Annotated in this window: 14 protein-coding genes; 3 read left to right on the plus strand and 11 right to left on the minus strand. The window is 56.4% G+C overall.

Annotated features, from left to right (window positions below; translation table 11 throughout):
- Positions 1 to 11: 11 nt before the first annotated feature.
- From V3C19_RS00220 to V3C19_RS00240, 5 genes are all read right to left on the minus strand, one after another.
- A complete protein-coding gene (locus V3C19_RS00220; protein ID WP_130084092.1) occupies positions 12 to 1163 on the minus strand; it encodes an acyltransferase in 1152 nt (383 codons plus the stop codon).
- A gap of 413 nt (positions 1164 to 1576) precedes the next feature.
- Positions 1577 to 2476 carry an SDR family oxidoreductase gene (locus V3C19_RS00225; RefSeq protein ID WP_130084093.1) on the minus strand — a complete coding sequence of 300 codons (900 nt, stop codon included), beginning with the start codon at positions 2474 to 2476 and terminating at the stop codon, positions 1577 to 1579.
- Between the two features lie 367 nt (positions 2477 to 2843).
- Positions 2844 to 3407 (minus strand): chromate transporter, encoded by a 564-nt coding sequence (locus V3C19_RS00230; protein ID WP_130084094.1) that lies wholly within the window; start codon positions 3405 to 3407, stop codon positions 2844 to 2846.
- On the minus strand, positions 3407 to 3976 hold the full coding sequence (locus V3C19_RS00235) for a chromate transporter (protein WP_295932094.1): 570 nt from the start codon (positions 3974 to 3976) through the stop codon (positions 3407 to 3409). The genes V3C19_RS00230 and V3C19_RS00235 overlap by 1 nt, the downstream gene beginning before the upstream one ends.
- Positions 3977 to 4503: 527 nt before the next feature.
- On the minus strand, positions 4504 to 4764 hold the full coding sequence (locus V3C19_RS00240; RefSeq protein ID WP_067569467.1) for a hypothetical protein: 261 nt from the start codon (positions 4762 to 4764) through the stop codon (positions 4504 to 4506).
- Positions 4765 to 5003: 239 nt separating this feature from the next.
- Here V3C19_RS00240 and V3C19_RS00245 point away from each other — a divergent pair, with 239 nt between their 5' ends.
- Positions 5004 to 5474 (plus strand): acyl-CoA thioesterase, encoded by a 471-nt coding sequence (locus V3C19_RS00245; protein ID WP_130084097.1) that lies wholly within the window; start codon positions 5004 to 5006, stop codon positions 5472 to 5474.
- 25 nt (positions 5475 to 5499) lie between these two features.
- Here V3C19_RS00245 and V3C19_RS00250 read toward each other — a convergent pair whose 3' ends face one another.
- The 4 genes from V3C19_RS00250 to gpmA form a co-directional block, all read right to left on the minus strand.
- Positions 5500 to 6909, minus strand: a complete 1410-nt coding sequence (locus V3C19_RS00250; RefSeq protein ID WP_295932084.1) for a DHA2 family efflux MFS transporter permease subunit — start codon at positions 6907 to 6909, stop codon at positions 5500 to 5502.
- A 162-nt stretch (positions 6910 to 7071) separates the two neighbouring features.
- A complete protein-coding gene (locus tag V3C19_RS00255) occupies positions 7072 to 8004 on the minus strand; it encodes a hypothetical protein (protein ID WP_295932081.1) in 933 nt (310 codons plus the stop codon).
- Positions 8005 to 8118: 114 nt separating this feature from the next.
- Complete coding sequence (locus V3C19_RS00260; protein WP_295932078.1) at positions 8119 to 9138, minus strand: 2-hydroxyacid dehydrogenase; 1020 nt, start codon at positions 9136 to 9138, stop codon at positions 8119 to 8121.
- 12 nt (positions 9139 to 9150) lie between these two features.
- Entirely contained in the window at positions 9151 to 9915 is a 765-nt protein-coding gene (gene gpmA / locus V3C19_RS00265) for a 2,3-diphosphoglycerate-dependent phosphoglycerate mutase (protein WP_130084101.1), read from the minus strand.
- A gap of 141 nt (positions 9916 to 10056) precedes the next feature.
- Here gpmA and V3C19_RS00270 point away from each other — a divergent pair, with 141 nt between their 5' ends.
- Positions 10057 to 11985 carry a beta-galactosidase gene (locus V3C19_RS00270; protein ID WP_295932075.1) on the plus strand — a complete coding sequence of 643 codons (1929 nt, stop codon included), beginning with the start codon at positions 10057 to 10059 and terminating at the stop codon, positions 11983 to 11985.
- Positions 11986 to 12053: 68 nt separating this feature from the next.
- Here the strand turns inward: V3C19_RS00270 and V3C19_RS00275 are convergent, their stop codons facing one another.
- A complete protein-coding gene (locus V3C19_RS00275; protein WP_295876182.1) occupies positions 12054 to 12632 on the minus strand; it encodes a dual specificity protein phosphatase family protein in 579 nt (192 codons plus the stop codon).
- Positions 12633 to 12639: 7 nt separating this feature from the next.
- The gene (locus V3C19_RS00280; RefSeq protein ID WP_295876178.1) at positions 12640 to 13293 is read right to left on the minus strand and encodes a nitroreductase family protein; all 654 of its coding nucleotides are present in this window, start codon (positions 13291 to 13293) and stop codon (positions 12640 to 12642) included.
- Between the two features lie 419 nt (positions 13294 to 13712).
- Here V3C19_RS00280 and V3C19_RS00285 point away from each other — a divergent pair, with 419 nt between their 5' ends.
- The gene (locus V3C19_RS00285; protein WP_295876175.1) at positions 13713 to 15875 is read left to right on the plus strand and encodes a transglutaminase domain-containing protein; all 2163 of its coding nucleotides are present in this window, start codon (positions 13713 to 13715) and stop codon (positions 15873 to 15875) included.
- Positions 15876 to 15909: the final 34 nt, after the last annotated feature.

The following is a 15909-nucleotide window of genomic DNA, read 5'->3' on the forward strand; positions in this document are numbered from 1 at the left end:
CTCCTTTTTCTTCACTTCTGGTTGGAGGTACGCATCAGCACGCGTTTTTTCAGCCAGTCGCGGACGGGTTCATCGTACAGTTTCAGGCAGGCATAGGCCAGGGCTATGCAGATAATGAGCGTGCCGGCGATGACGGGAAGCGCCTGGGAGAGGGGGACCTTGTTGTTGTAGAGCCACGCCGTGTAAAGGTAAACGATGGGATAGTGGGTGATGTAGAGGGGGTAGGAAATATCGCCCAGGAATTTGCAGGCTTTTGAGGAGAAGCGGTCTTTCGTGTGTCCGCTGGCGGCCATGAAGATGATCAGGGGAAAGATGACGATGATGCAGAAGGCATCGTAAAGGCCGTTCAGGCGGAAGTATTCCGCGCCTCCCACATGGGGCATGGAGATGGCTGCGACGAGCATCAGGCTGCACCACCAGAAGGCGTTCCGGATGCTGGCGAGTTTCCCCAGGCGGAACAGGAGCAGGCCGCCGAAGAACGGGAAGATCAGCCTTGTCGCGCCGATTTGGAGTTGTTCCAGGTCCAGTGTCCAGCCGCCGATGTTGTTGCCCTGGCTGAAGCATTGGTGGATCAGGGCGCAGCCCGCCAGAAAGACCAGGATGGAGAGCCAGGTGTTGGAAAACCTTCTGACGACGGTGGCGTACAGGATGTTGGCAATGTATTCAAAGAAGAGCGACCACGCCGGGCCGTTCAGCGGATGCATTTCCGCCCAGCCGCGAACGTCCATGGAGGTGGGAACGGGAAGAAGCGTAAAGCCGATGGTCATCACGAGCAGCATTTCCCACATGGGCGTGGAGGCCATGGCCGGATAGATTTCTGAGTCCTGGAAGTAGAAGAAGATGCCGCCGATGAGCATCCCCATCACCACCATGGGCTGCAAACGGACCAGGCGCCGCTTGCAGAAGTCCCACAGGCTCATTTTGCCCCAGCGGTCATCGTAGGCGTAGCCGATGACGAAGCCGGAAAGCATGAAGAAGAAGTCCACGCAAAGATAGCCGTGGTTGATGATTTGGTCGGTATGGAATTCCCGGTCGCTCAGGCTTCCTTCAAAAAGGTGGAACAGCACGACCATGACGGCCGCCACTCCCCGGAGGCCGTCAAGAATGGCGTAATGGGGCTTGGGCGCCAGCAGGGAGGCGTCGTTGGAGAGAGAGGTGCTCATGGTCGGAAGTACGTGAACAGGGGTTGTTTTCTTACAGGGAGAAGGCTTGCCGCCGCCGCGAGAGAGTCGGCGGGGGAAACGTACGAAGGCACAATCATATTTTTTGATACCCCAGAGTAAAGAAAGAAAAGCGATGATTTTGTACGGTTTCTTTTCCGGAGGATGGACAGGGAAAGTTCTTCCAGGGCCGACGAATACTTTCTGTCCGGGAGCTTCGGGAAACGTGCCGTTTGAAATGGGAAAGAAAGCACGCTTCATTATCCTCCCTGCGCCGTTTTTGAAGAAGTAAAGGCTTCCCTTCCCCCTGTTGGGAGAGGGAAACCGGTAGAGATTTATGATCCGTGGATACTGGAAATACCCAGCGCCGACGGAAATCCGGCAGTCCGCATTTTTTTGCGGACAAGGAATCCGCATCAGGCCAAATGCATGCCGCCGGTGACGCCGAAGACTTCAGCCGTGATGAAGCTTGATTCCTGGGAGGCCAGGAAGACATAGAGGCCGGACAATTCCACGGGCTGTCCCGCCCGTTCCAGAGGCGTCTTTTGGCCGAATTCCGGCAGGTGTTCCTGCAACTGGCCTCCCGTTACCTGCAAGGGTGTCCAGACGGGGCCGGGAGCCACGACGTTGACTCGGATGCCTTTGGAGGCCACCTGTTTGGCCAGGGCGCGGCTGAAGGCAATGATGGCCGCCTTGGTGGAGGCGTAGTCAATCAGGTTTTTGCCCGGCTGGTAGGCCTGAATGGAAGAACAGGTGATGATGCTGGCTCCCGGCTTGAGGTGGGGGAGGACCGCCTTGGCAATCCAGAATAACGAGAAAACGTTGACTTCAAATGTTTTGACAAGCTGCTCCGTGGTGATGTCCTGAATGTCCTCGGTCGCTACCTGCTTGCCAGCCACCAGGGCCAGGATGTCCAGGCCGCCGAGCTTTTCCAGGGCATCGTGAATAAGATTTTTGCAGAATTCCTCGTCGCTGAGGTCGCCCGGAAGAAGGACGATATTGCGGCCTTCCGCTTCCACCAGCCGGGCCACTTCCTCCGCGTCGCTCTGCTCTTCCGGCAGATAGTTCAGGGCAATGTCCGCACCTTCCCGGGCGTAGGCGATGGCGGCCGCCCGACCGATGCCGGAATCTCCTCCGGTTACCAGCGCCTTCCTGCCGGCCAGCCGGTTGCATCCTTTATAGCTCTTTTCACCGGAATCGGGAACGGGGGTCATGTCAGATTGCAGGCCGGGCGCTTCCTGCTGTTGTTTTTCATATTTCCCGTCATAGAATTGATGACGGGGGTCCTGCATGTCGTGAATGTCTTTGCTGCTCATTTTTCCATTAATCGTGATGTTCAGAAGGGAATACCGCGGGCCGGGGAAGGTCTAGGCAAATTTGATGCCGGACCTTGCGCAGGGCTTGCTGCGCCTGCATGCATTCCCATAGGCGTGGAGGCCTGAAAGACGGACGATCGTTCAATTGAAAACGCTGTTTAAGCGTTCCATGTCATTGATATTTCAAGGATTTTGCCAAGTTGAACAATATTGTGCCTTGGTTGGGATTACAGGCTCAACCGTACCTTTTCCGTGATCTGCACAAATTCGCCGGGCAGATTTTCAGCTATGGAGGCCGGGAAGAAGGCCGCCTGTTTTTTCCGCCGCCATGCCTTTTCCTTGGAGAAAGGAGCGGATTGACGGAGATTCAACGCAGCCCGTAAACAAGGTATCCGGCCGCTCCCGTCAGAGTCATCAGCAGGATGGGGTTGACGCGCCATTTTCTCAGGGCAAACAGAGCGGCTCCAAACAGGATGAAGCTGGGAATGTCCACCCTTTCCACGGATTGCCAGTCAAAGGTGCCGCAGAAGGTCAGCATCAGGATGGTTCCGCCCGCGGACATGATCAGGCCTACGGAAGCCGCTTTCAACCCTTCCAGAATGCCGGAGATGTAAAGGGAACGCCGATGCCTTTGGAAAAAAAGGTGCAGCAGCAGCGCCGCCGCCACGCCGGGAAGGACGCAGCCCAGTGTAGCCGTCATGGCACCGGGAATGCCCGCTATCTGCAATCCCACGAAGGTAGATGTGTTGATGGCCAGCGGGCCGGGCGTCATCTGGGAGATCGTGATGATGTCGGTAAACACCTTCTGTGTGATCCAGCCGTGATGAATGACCACCTGGTCACGGATCATGGGGATAACGGCATACCCGCCGCCGATGCTGAACGCTCCGATTTGAAGGAAAGCGCTGAAGAGCTGCCAGAGCATCTGCATTATCCGGATCTCCTTTCCTGTTTTATTCGGACGTGCCACAGGCTCAGGATGCAGCATACGGCCAGAATAACGGCTATATGGAGGTGAAAGACGAAGCTTGCTACAAAGGCCCCCGGTACCATGGCGTTCAGCAGGGCCGATTTTTTGCGGAGAATCATCCGCCACATGTCCACCACAATGTCCACGATGAGGGCTGCCACGCCCGCCTGCATCCCCCGCAGGACGGCTTCCACCGCAGTGCTGGAGCTGAATGCCTCATACCAGGACGCCACGGCGGACAGGATGACCAGAGAGGGAATGACGGCGCCCAGACAACTGGCAAGCACGCCCGGAAGCCCTGCGGTGCGGTGGCCTGCCAGGGCGGAGAGATTGACGGCGATCGCTCCGGGCGTGGATTGTGCGATGGCGGCCATGGACAACAATTCCTCCTTGGAGAACAAATGTTTTTTCCGGACGTAATATTTGCTGATCATCGGGACCACAATGTAGCCGCCCCCAAAGGTGAACGCACCGATGAACAGATTGATCCAGAAGAGCCAGAGGCATATTTTTATTTTTTCTCCGGACATGCTGCCTGAATGGAATGTGCAGGGTACCGCCGGGGATATACATAAGAGGTGTTTTCCTCCATTTTTTCCTGCTGCCGGAAATGTCTTTACACCGGAAAGCCCGTTTCTGCGATACGCCGTGCAATGGTAACGGCATGTTACCACATCCGAAAGAAAAATGCATGCGATTTCACAGGAAAAATGAGGGAATTGCCCGCCTCCGCAGATAAAATGGAGAGGTCCGGAAAACCACCGCCGGAATTGCCTGCTTTTACCGGCATCCAGCAGACTGTTCCGGAATACTTCATGTTTGACGGGCAGCGGAATGGCCGTAATCACCCACTAACCGGCGGCATTTCCGGGATTCCGACCCCTGGTGACGGATATGTGTCTGCGTGTGTCGCCTATGGCGGCGGGTCGAATCCCTTGTATTTCCGATATGCAGAACAGACGTCGCCGTGCTGACGGGCGCGATTCATGGCGGGCCCTGTTTTTTCAGGACCGGATACCGTTCCTGATAAATCCGCCGTCCCCGCATTTCGCGGATTTCAACGGCGGCCTTTTTCCAGTTCGTCCCTGCGCGCCATGATCTTTTCCATGACGGCCTTCCGGTCGCGTTCCGGGATTTCCACCGGATTGCCGCGGTAGTCGCTCGTCATGGCGGCCAGGGCGCCCCCTACATGGTGGGCGTCAAAAATCGGGAGCTTCCAAGTGGAAGGTTTTTCCGGATCAGGCACATAGGCGAATTCGGAAGCGGGGTATTCCTTGCCGTCCACTTCCTTTGTCTTGGGCTGGTGGTCCTGTTGCATGAGGGTGAGACAAGTTCCGGAAGAAGATCATTGCAGGAAAAAGCCCGATAAGACGCAATACTTCACGCGGCAAACCAATACGGTCACATCTCCCATGGCGGCCAAAAGACTGTGAATACCGGACGAACCTATTCTACGAAAACGATCTTTTGCGGGGGAAAGCCCGCTTTCTCCTTTTTCTCTTTACACCCGGAGGGGAATATACGAGCATTTTTCTGTTAATTATAATAATTCCTAAAATGAAAGACACCATATACGAGGAGAACAGACTCCCGGAAGGGCGCATGCCCGCCCTGCGCGTGGAACCCATGCCGGCGGATACCAACCAGCACGGCGACGTGTTCGGAGGCTGGGTAATGAGCCAGGTGGACCTTGCGGGCGCCAGCACGGCCATGCGCTATGCGCTGAGCCGCTATATTGTGACGCGGGCCGTCAGCAGCCTGACTTTTGAAGCCCCCGTGATGGTGGGGGATGTGGTCTCCTTTTACACGGACATCATCAGGGTTGGGCGTACATCCCTGACGGTGAGGGTGGTGGTGTATGCGGAGCGTCTGACCAAGCTGTGCAACAACGTGGCCAAGATCACGGAAGCCGAACTCGTTTACGTGGCCCTGGGACCGGACAAGAAGCCGATTGACCTGGAAGAGTCGCGCGCGCAGTTTGCCCAGTGCTGTTCCCTTGAAACGGGCGGGGAGGTTTCCTGTTCCTGAACGGAAGGAAAAGTTCCGCTCACCGTCATGCGGTTTTCCGCTTTTTGCGGGTTTTGCCCTTGTCCTTGTCCACCAGGGCGAAGATGAAGGAACTTGCCGCCGCAATCGTTCCGATGGTGACGAACGTGGCGTGAAAGGCCGATTCCACGGCAGGCCCGGAAGTGGCGGCATGGCCGCCGAAACAGTCCAGCAGCAAGGAAGCCGCTGCGATGCTGACGGCAATGGACAACTGCATGATCATGGAAAGCAGGGAATTCCCGCTGCTGGCGTCCGCGTTCGGCAGATCAATCAGTGTCAGGGTATTCATGCAGGTGAACTGGATGGAGTTGGCTGCTCCCAGCAGGGCGAGCATGGCCAGCAGGGTGAATTCACGAGTGCCGGGACCGATGAAATAGAAAGCCGCCAGCAGGCTCCCGATCGTGAAAGTATTGATGACCATGATGTTCCGGTAGCCGAATTTTCCAAGCAGCCGCGGGGCCACCGTCTTTGCCAGAAGGTTGCTCACGGCCAAAGGAATCAGGGACATGCCGGATTTAAGGGCGGAATACCCCAGCACCACCTGGAAGAAGAGGGGGATCAGGTAAGGCAGGCAGCTCCCGCCCAGGCGGCAGACGATGTTTCCGGCTATGCCGATGGCAAAGTTCCGGATGCGGAACAGGGAGGGGCTGAAAAGAGGCGTTTCCGACCGGAACGCCAGCGTCCAATATACCGTCTGGAAAAGAATCCCTGCCGTCATGAGAATCCCCATCCGGGTCTTGTCCGGGGACCCTCCTTCCGTGGAAAGGCTCATCGTGATCAGCAGGGCGGAAGCGGAGAAAAACAGAAATCCCGGCCAGTCGAACTTCTGTTCCTTGACGGCCTTCAGGTCCGGCATCAGCTTCCGCGTGGCCCACAGGCCCGCCAGTCCCACGGGAATGTTGATCAGGAATATCCAGTGCCAGGAGATGTACTGCACGATGATGCCGCCCAGCACGGGACCGAGCAGGGGCCCCAGCAGCGCCGGGATGGTCACGATGTTCAGGACGTTGACGAACATGGAGCGCGGGTAGGAGCGCAGGATGACCAGACGCCCCACAGGCATCAGGAACGCCCCGCCGATGCCCTGGACGACACGGCAGGCCGTCATCATGGCGACGGAGGTGGAAAGGGCGCAGAGCAGGGAGCCGAACGTGAACAGGGAGATGGCGAAGAGGAAGGTGCGGCGCGATCCCAGTTTGTCGGAGACCCATCCGGAGGCCGGTATCAGCACGCACACCGTCAGCATGTAGGCGGTGACCAGGGAATGGAGCTGCAGCGGATGGGTGTGGAAGCTGCGCGCAATCGTAGGAATGGCCGTATTCAGGATGGTGGCATCCAGCATCTGCATGAAGAACGCCGATGCCACCAGAAAAGGCAGGTAGCGCAGGGACCGGGAGGATGTCGGCAGTTTTTCCATGAATGCTGGCCGCCAGTATCCGGCGTCTTCCCGGTGGGAGCAAGGCCGATGTCTGTCCGGCTTTTTCGGAACACTTCCTTGCCATTCCCGGATTAGGCGGTGTTCATGTCTCCCCAGAACGCCGGCGCCCTTGTCTCATGGGCCGGGGAATGGAATCTTGGTTCAGGTTTCTGGAACGAGCAAGATGGATTTTGTTTCGGCGCCGCTCGTTATTCCCTTCACGGTCAGCGTGCATTTCCCCGGCAGCAGGGTGATGGCGCCGGGAGAGTATTTGGCAAATTTGGTCCAGCCGCCCGTTCCCGGGAAGGTGAATTCCTCCAGGTTGCCGTTTACGGAATAACCTATCTTGAGAAGGGTGGAGGCAGGCGCGGCTATGGCGTAATCCGTCGTTACCGTGTACGTGCCTCCCTTTTTCGTCTCAATGTCCCAGCTGACGGAACTGAAGTGAGACAAAACATTGAATTTTCCGAGGTCCTTGGCCTGTGCGTGGGAGATGAAGCAGTTCTCCGGAGTGAGGATGATTTTTCCTCCCGCCGTCGGCTGCACCACCGGAAAAATGTCTGTCGGAATCAGGCGGATGTAGCGGACATAGATGCCGTCCCTTCCTTTTTTCCTGATGGTAAAGGTTTGTTTCCCCTTGGTGAGCTTCATGCTCCCCGGATGGTAAATGCTTCCGTCATTGATGCCTCCGCCGTTGGTCGGTACTTTCCACACGAAGGAGGGGGAGGAACCGCATTGCAGTTCATATTGTGCGGAAGCGCTTGCCGTCCAAGGAAAAACGTACCAGATTTCAAGAATGTATTCCCCATCGTTGAGGACATTGATTTTCCAACTGGCGCCGGAATCCTTTTTGGCCATGCCGGCAATGAATTTATTGGAGTTTATTCTTTCCAGCTTGCTGCCGGCCAGTTCCGCGTTTTCCGCCTTCATCAGAATGGCTTTGCCCTGAATGGCTCCGCTACTGGCCGTCTTGATCAGTCCTTCCACCGGGAATTTAGCCTGGACGCCCAGAGGCAGAGAAAAAGGGATGAGGTTAGAATAAAAAACAGTTTCATCGTGTAGGGGGGAGTATCCCTTTTCTCCTTTAAATGCCATTAGTTGTCAATGGGAAATAGTCCATGCCTAACTAAATCGTAAAATCCCCCGTGAGGAAGAGCCGGAAACGCGCAAGAGGCCGGAAAACATCCAGACAGAGGGGGGAATTTTATGCTACTGGCCGAGAATCACCTGATTTTCCAGCGTTTTCCCTTCCAGAAATTCCCGGATGTTATGGAGGGTGACTTCCGCAATGTTGTGCAGGGCTTCCTTTGTGAAAAAACCCTGGTGGGAGGTCAGGATGACGTTGTTGAAGGAGAGCAGGCGGGCAAGGGTGTCGTCGTCAATGATCTTGTCGGATTTATCCTCGTAAAAATATTCCCCTTCCTCCTCATACACGTCCAGCCCGGCGGATCCCACCTTTTTGGATTTCAGGCCGTCTATGAGCATATCAGTGTGGATCAGCTTGCCGCGCCCCGTATTGATGATCATGACGCCGTCCTTCATTTTCCCGATGGAGTCGGCATTGATCAGGTATTCCGTCTCCGGCGTGAGCGGACAGTGCAGGGAGATGATGTCCGACCGCGCGTACAGGTTGTCCAGCGTGGTGTAGGTGATGCCGGTTTCCTCGGCAAAGCGTTTGTCCGGGTACGGATCATAAGCCAGAATATTCATGCCAAATCCCTTGAGGATGCGGATAAGTATTTTGGCGATCTGGCCCGTGCCGATGATGCCCGCCGTCTTTCCATGCATGTCGAATCCCATCAGGCCGTGCAGGGAAAAGTTCCCATCTCTCGTGCGCCAGTAGGCGCGGTGGATTTTGCGGTTCAGCGCCAGCATCAGGGCCACGGCGTGTTCCGCCACGGCGTAAGGCGAGTACCGCGGCACGCGCACGACGGGCAGTCCGTAGCGCTCCGCCGCTTCCAGGTCCACGTTGTTGAACCCGGCGCAGCGCAGGGCCAGCAGCCGGACGCCGTTTTCCTTCAATGCACGGATGACTTCCTCTCCCGCCGTGTCGTTCACGAAGATGCAGGCCACATCCATCCCGCGGGTGAGCGGCACACTGTCCGTATTCAGATGCCCCTTGAAATAACGGATATCGTAATGGTATTCGCGTTCGTTGATCGGGTTGAAGGAGTCCCGGTCATAGGACTTGGCGTCGAAGAATGCTATGCGGCAGGGATGGTCGGTCATGTCGGGAATGGGTTAGGTGGCGGGGGTATTTCCGGACGCCTGCCCCTGGCTGGCGACGGCTTCCATGCGCCTGCGGACTTCATCCGGATCTCCCAGGAAATAGTCTTTCTGCAGGTTCAGCGAGTCGTCAAATTCGAATACGTACGGAATGGCTGTGGGCAGGTTCAGGGAAAGGAGCTTTTCGTCGGGAATATGCTTCAGGTACTTGATGATGCCGCGCAACGTATTGCCGTGGGCCACGACGAGGATGTTGTCCAATGTTTTCAGGGAGTTCAAAATGGTCCCTTCCCAATAGGGCATCAGGCGCTCAATGGTGGATTTCAGGGATTCCGTGCGCGGCAGTTCGTCGTCCGGCACTTCCCTGTAGCGCGGGTCCCAGCGGGGGTTGTTCATGTCGTCTTCCGCCACGGGAGGAGGCGCCACGTCATAACTGCGGCGCCAGACCAGAACTTGTTCGTCGCCGTATTTTTTAGCCGTTTCACTTTTGTTCAGGCCTTGGAGCATGCCGTAATGCTTTTCATTCAGCCGCCAGCTTTTGGCAACCGGCAGCCAGTCCTGGTTCAGGCGGTCCAGAACGCAGTTCAGCGTCTTGACGGCGCGCTTGAGGTAGGACGTATAGGCCTGGTCAAAAGCCATTCCCTTGTCTTTCAGCAGGTCGCCCGCATAATACGCTTCCTGCACCCCTTTTTCCGTCAGGTCCACATCCGTCCATCCTGTGAACCTGTTTTCCCGGTTCCATGTGCTTTCCCCATGGCGCAGAAGAACAATTGTTTTCATCTCGATTAGTTTAGACAAACTTTTTCCGGTTTTTGTGCAAAAAACAGAATGTATGACATTATTCCGGAACTTGTTTGCTCCAGCGGTACGGGAAGGGAAAATGTAATTGGCAACCGCCTTCAAAAAAGGTAACAAACCGGAATGATGAAGCAACATGGATGCATGGGAGCCGTCGCTCTGATAGCCGGAATGGCCGCCCTGGCGTGGGGAGGTCCTGAAGCCGTTCTGAATGTGGGGAAACCCGCTCCCACGCGGGGAACCCCTGCCGTTTTCAAGTTCGGCGGAGAGGATAACCAGGAATTCATGCTGAACGGCAAGCCGTTCCAGATACGCGGCGCGGAAATGCATCCCCAGCGGATCCCCAGGGAATACTGGAGGCACCGCATCCGGACTGCCAAGGCCATGGGTCTGAACACAATCGCCTTTTATGTGTTCTGGAATGACCATGAGCAGCCGGACGGCAGCTTTGATTTCAAGACCGGCAACCGGGATTTGGCCGCGTTTCTCAAACTTTGCCAGGAGGAAGGCATGTGGGTGCTTTTCCGCCCGGGGCCGTACGTCTGCGGGGAATGGGACCTGGGAGGACTGCCTCATTACCTGCTGAAAGACCCCAAGGCCAAACTGAGGACAACGGAAGACGCCAAATTCATGAAGGCCCAGGCCCGGTATCTGGAAGCTGTGGCCAGGGTGGCGGAGCCGTTTCTGGCCAAAAATGGCGGCCCCATCCTGATGACTCAGCTGGAGAACGAATACGGCAGTTATCAGCGCAAGGACCCCAAGTACATGGAATGGCTGAAGACGTTCTGGACCCGGAAGGGATTTGGACCGTTTTACACGTCCGACGGCGCCGGGGAACATTACTTGAAGGGAGTCACGCTTCCCGGCGTGGCCGTGGGGCTGGACCCCGGATTGAACGACGGGCATTGGAAGATTGCCAACAAGTGCAATCCGGGCGTCCCCGTCTTCTCCTCGGAAACGTATCCTGGCTGGCTGAGGCACTGGGGGGAAGGCAACTGGAATCCGACTCCCGAAATTGTCGACCACGTGCGCTGGTTCATGGACAAGGGGCGTTCTTTCAGCCTCTTCGTTTTTCACGGGGGCACCAACTTCGGCTTCACGGCGGGAGCCAATAACGGGGGGCCGGGGCAATACCAGCCGGATCTCACCAGCTACGATTACGGCTCCCCTGTGGATGAACACGGCCGCATGAACGAATATTATACCCGGATGAGGGAGATCATTCTGGCCAAGCTGCCGGCGGAGGCGGCCGTTCCGGAGCCTCCCGCGGACATTCCTTCCATGGAGATACCGGAGTTCACTCCGCAGGTGCATGCCGGATTGTGGGAGAACCTGCCCAGGCCGTTCCGTTCCAAATTCCCGCAGCCGCCCTACTTTGAACAGTGGAACCAGAATCAGGGCATGGCCATTTACAGCACCGCCGTTCCGGCGGGGCCTTCCGAAGCGCTGGAATTGTCCAATGCCAACGATTACGCGCAGGTTTACCTGAATGGAGAACTCATCGGCACGCTGGACCGCCGGCTGGGGCAGAAAAGCCTGGTTCTGCCGGAGCGCAAAAAACCGGGAACGCTGGAAATCCTGGTGGAAGCCATGGGCCATATCAATTTCCATATCAGTATGGAGAGTGACCGGAAAGGATTGCACGGCGCCGTGAAGCTGGGACCGCGCGAATTGAAGGGATGGACGGTCAGGGCACTGCCGCTGACAGCCGCCTCCATCACGCAGGCTCCCAAGGGGAAGGGATCGTCCAAAAATCGGGCAGGAGCCCATTTCCGGGCCGTTCTGAACATTGAGAATCCTCACGACACCTTCCTGGACATGTCACGCTATACCAAGGGATACGTTTGGGTCAACGGCATCAACGTGGGACGGTACTGGAACGTGGGACCGCAGTTGAGGCTGTATGTGCCCGCGCCTTTCCTGAAAAAAGGGGAGAACGTGATCGACATCCTTGACCTTCACGAAACGGAGCCCAGGGCCGTCCGCGGCATGACGGAGCGCAACAAGGAACCGGGCAAGGTCAATACGAAGAACCTGGATAACCAGTGGTAAGGGCGGATGATGGCCGTCTTTTTCCCGGCAGGGAAGAATCCGGAGTTCTTCCGGCGTTGTTTCTGCCGTCAGGATGCCTGCGCCGCCTTCCGTTTGCGAAAGGCGGACTTGAACTCCTCCCAGTCCGTGGTTCTCAGCAGTTCGGAAAGGTTGGAATAATAGGACTTGTGGTGTCCGAACCGTTCGTCCTTCAATTCTTCCTCGGCTTTTTCGGGGCTCCAGCCCTGTATGACGATGCGGTAAGCCGCGCAGACAATGCCTGTGCGGTCGGAACCGTGCCAGCAGTGCACCAGGATGGGTTTGGGAGCTTGATCAATCAGCAGCAGGCACTCCATCAAATCCTGGGCGGTTACCTTCCCGGCGGCCAGCCTGATGCGGTAGAGGCTCAGGGAAGTACCTTCCGCTTCGTCGTCGTCACTGTGGTATTCCCGCAGGTTCAGCACGGATTTGATGCCCTGTTTTTCCAGGGCTTTAAAACCATCGTCGCCCGGCTGGGCGGAACGGTATAATTCCCGGCTGAGCTTGTAGCAGTTATTAACGTTTTTCACAGACACGGGTACGGCAGCTGCTATTTTTGCATCCGCATGAATGTGCGGCATGCAGCCTGCCATCAGAAAAAGCATCAACAGAACGGGCTTAAGAGGCATGGCGGCATCAGGGAATGGCAGGATAACCTACGCTCTGGGCATACAGAACCTTCTTGAACATATTGAGCTTCAGCCGTTCATGAAGATTTTCCTCATTCAGCATGGCGCGGAAGACGGTGCCAAGCCCGGCGGAAGCGCAGAAGAGATAAACGTTCTGGCCGACAAAACCGACATCCGCGCAGGCCGTCGTCAATTTTCTTTTTGCGTCAAAATCGCCGGGCTGTTTGGACTGGTCCACTACATACACCAGATTAAGGGGAGCCTGCGCTACGAATTCCTGCGTACCTGTTGAAGCCCTCAGGTCCCCCTGCATCACTTTCTTCAATTTATGCGTCTCCGGTTTGTAAAGATAGGCTGCATCCGGAAGGACCACATAGATTTCTATTTCATTGGAGTTCCGGGATGACGGCGCGGTCCGGTAATCCATGTCCTCGCGGTTGACGCCCTGGGCAGCCCACAGGAGGGAGGAAAGCACCTGGAGAGGAATGGGGCGGTCTGCGAAGGTCCGGATGGACCGGCGTTCCTGCAGGGCCTCCATGAGGGGCTTGCCGCCCTTCCTGTCCGGCTCCGGCAGGATAATGTCGTTGCAAAGGGCGTTTCCGGAGGAAAGCCATGCGGAAACGAGAAACAGACGGGGAAAATGGATGCGGGGGAGGTTCATGCGGGATAAACAGTAGTAGAGTCTCTTGAACAGAATATATGTTGGATGTTTCCCTGACTTTTTGGGAAGAGGAGGGGGAGCCGTTATCCTAGGAAATAAATAGGGTTGTGCAAGAAAAAAGAAATGATCCTGTTTTTCTGCGGATGTCTTGCCGTAAAGGGCGCCGCGACTTTCTGTTTTCCCGGCATCAGGCGCGGGAAGGAAGGCAAATGGAAACTTATCTCTGTAAACAGGTTGTTTCAGATTGACCTTGAAATAATATTGCGCTTTTATGTCAAACGGAACCGGGTGCTGCGGCCCCTTCCAAATTGTTAATTTACCTGAATTACTTTAATTTCTTAAACTGCCTTATGAATATTCCCCATTCCTGGAATCCGCCTCCGCCGAAACGTAAAAAATCTTCCTCGGGCGGATCAATCATGGCGATTGTCGTGATACTGGCACTGGTAGGCGGCGGCATGGTGTACTACCGCATTTCCGAACAAAGAAAAGCGGAAACAGCAGAATTGGCTGCCAGAAAAGAAGCGGAGGCCCAGGCCGAGCGTGCGCGCGAAGCCGCAGCCCAAGAAGCCAAAGCCGCCCGGAAGGAGGCGGAAGCCCGCGCCCGTGCGGAGGCTGAGAGAAAGGCCCGGCTGGAGGCGGAACGCCGAGCCGCCGAAGAGGCCGCCAAAAAACAGCAGAAGGAGCCGGAGGAAGTGAAGCCGGTTCCGGTGGAGCCCAAGGAGGAGCCCATCGTCCAGGAAGAGGACCCCCGTTTGGAGATTTTCAAGAAGCCCGTGCTGCTCGTCAGCCTGAAAGCCAATGATGCCGCCAACCGGAAGTTGTTCAAGGACGCCTTTGACCTGGCTCTGGAAACGAGCCGTTATGATTTATATGCGGAATTCCTGCGCACCAATCTGGAAAGGGATGCCGTGAAGGTCATCAAGTTCGGCAAATTTGATGAAACCATGTACCAGCAAAGCCCCATGCTCATGCGCGCCAACGAGCTGTACCAGCTCATCAGCAAGGTGGGGCCGGACACCATCCGGGAGCATACCATGGAAAGCACCCCCAGGTATTTTTATCCATGGCTTTTTTCGGATAAATCCAATCCCGTAAAGCTCTTTCTGCGTACGGTGGCGCGGGAGCAGACCCCCAAGGAACAGTGGGCCGGCATCCTGAGGAAATGGGCCGAATTCTGGATGAAAACATCCGCCATGCCCCGCAGCAAATATTCCTCCCTGGCATTGGCATGCGCCATGCTGCATCCCGGCATTGCCTCCAGTCCGTCCAAATTGCGGGCATCCTCTTCCGGCAATATTTCCACGACGCCCCTGACGCTGGAACAGGTATTTGAATATTTCATGGAAATGGACGAGAAGCATGAACTGCTGACGGACATCACCAAGCTGAGTCCGTCCGAGCTGCTGTTCATCGTGGATGTCCGCCTTCCGCGGTCGGAAATGGACTGGGCACGCAAAAAGGTGCGCCTGACGCGCAAGGGATGGGGAGGCGCCTATTCCATGATCCGCTACCGCATGGACCGCGCCGCGCTTGGCAAAGACCCGTACAATACCTACTCCTTCCAGGAAATCCTGGATGAAGGCGGCATCTGCATGGACCAGGCTTATTTTGCTGTTAACACGGCCAAATGCAACGGCATCCCTTCCGCATATGTTACGGGCGACGGCAACCGCGGACCGCATGCCTGGGTGAACCTGCTGACGGCGGACGATACCTGGCAGTCCTACGGAGGCTACGGATACAATACGGGCCATTTCTCCCATCCGCACAACCGCAAGTCCAAACATGAATCCACTCTTCTGCAGGGAATGGACAGGAAAGTGAACGGTGCCAGGCTGGACGCCACGCTGGATTACCTTTCCCTGGCGGACCTGTTTGAAGAAATGCAGAAACCGGATTGCGTCAGAGTCATGCTGGAAGCCGCTACGGAAAACACGCCGGGCAGCCCCCTGGGCTGGGAACGGCTGATTGAAGTAATGGCGCGGCCTGAAAGCGGGACAAAGCTGGAGGAATGGGACAGGCTGGTCACCCTGATCAAGCGGAAGTTCCGCTCTCGTCCGGATTATCTGGCCATGGCTGCGCGCGTGGAGGACGAGTACATTTTCCCCCAGCGCGATGCCGCCACCAACAAGCGCAATGTGGCCCGCGATCTGAAGAAACTGGAAAAGGAAACGGATGAAGGCCGCAGCGACCTGACCTCCGCCGCTATCAAGCGGCAGGCGGATATCCTGATCAAAAAAGGGGACAAGGCGGCTGTGGCGGCCCTTTACCGGAAGTCCATGAAGGACTATGCCGTCCGTGCGGAAGTATTTGAAGCCCTGATGGGGCAGTATTACCGCTATGTCTCGGAGGACCAGGCCGCCGTACTCCAGCTGGCCAAGGAGGCGGAATCCTCCTACAACAGGTACATCCGGACAAAGTCCGACGACTATTTCAAGGTGAAAAAGGAAGTTTCCATCCAGAAAAAGATTGCCGGATATTACGAGAAGGGCGGCAATGAAAAGAAGGCCGCCTTGCTGCGGAAGGACGCTGAAAAGCGGGAGAAAAACAGCAAGAAAGGCATCAGGGAGGAACGTTGACCCGGATGGCTGCCGGAGTGGGAAAGGCACCTTC

This window comes from Akkermansia sp. AE01SA01 (genome assembly GCF_036417395.1).
Lineage (GTDB): Bacteria > Verrucomicrobiota > Verrucomicrobiia > Verrucomicrobiales > Akkermansiaceae > Akkermansia.

Coding starts and splice junctions, on each gene's coding strand:
- V3C19_RS00255 (WP_295932081.1), bottom strand. CDS start 8,004: ATGGCATTTAAAGGAGAAAAGGGATACTCCCCCCTACACGATGAAACT.
- V3C19_RS00230 (WP_130084094.1), bottom strand. CDS start 3,407: ATGCAGATGCTCTGGCAGCTCTTCAGCGCTTTCCTTCAAATCGGAGCG.
- V3C19_RS00245 (WP_130084097.1), top strand. CDS start 5,004: ATGAAAGACACCATATACGAGGAGAACAGACTCCCGGAAGGGCGCATG.
- V3C19_RS00260 (WP_295932078.1), bottom strand. CDS start 9,138: ATGACCGACCATCCCTGCCGCATAGCATTCTTCGACGCCAAGTCCTAT.
- V3C19_RS00225 (WP_130084093.1), bottom strand. CDS start 2,476: ATGAGCAGCAAAGACATTCACGACATGCAGGACCCCCGTCATCAATTC.
- V3C19_RS00270 (WP_295932075.1), top strand. CDS start 10,057: ATGATGAAGCAACATGGATGCATGGGAGCCGTCGCTCTGATAGCCGGA.
- V3C19_RS00250 (WP_295932084.1), bottom strand. CDS start 6,909: ATGGAAAAACTGCCGACATCCTCCCGGTCCCTGCGCTACCTGCCTTTT.
- V3C19_RS00220 (WP_130084092.1), bottom strand. CDS start 1,163: ATGAGCACCTCTCTCTCCAACGACGCCTCCCTGCTGGCGCCCAAGCCC.
- V3C19_RS00240 (WP_067569467.1), bottom strand. CDS start 4,764: ATGCAACAGGACCACCAGCCCAAGACAAAGGAAGTGGACGGCAAGGAA.
- V3C19_RS00235 (WP_295932094.1), bottom strand. CDS start 3,976: ATGTCCGGAGAAAAAATAAAAATATGCCTCTGGCTCTTCTGGATCAAT.
- V3C19_RS00285 (WP_295876175.1), top strand. CDS start 13,713: ATGGCGATTGTCGTGATACTGGCACTGGTAGGCGGCGGCATGGTGTAC.
- gpmA (WP_130084101.1), bottom strand. CDS start 9,915: ATGAAAACAATTGTTCTTCTGCGCCATGGGGAAAGCACATGGAACCGG.
- V3C19_RS00280 (WP_295876178.1), bottom strand. CDS start 13,293: ATGAACCTCCCCCGCATCCATTTTCCCCGTCTGTTTCTCGTTTCCGCA.
- V3C19_RS00275 (WP_295876182.1), bottom strand. CDS start 12,632: ATGCCTCTTAAGCCCGTTCTGTTGATGCTTTTTCTGATGGCAGGCTGC.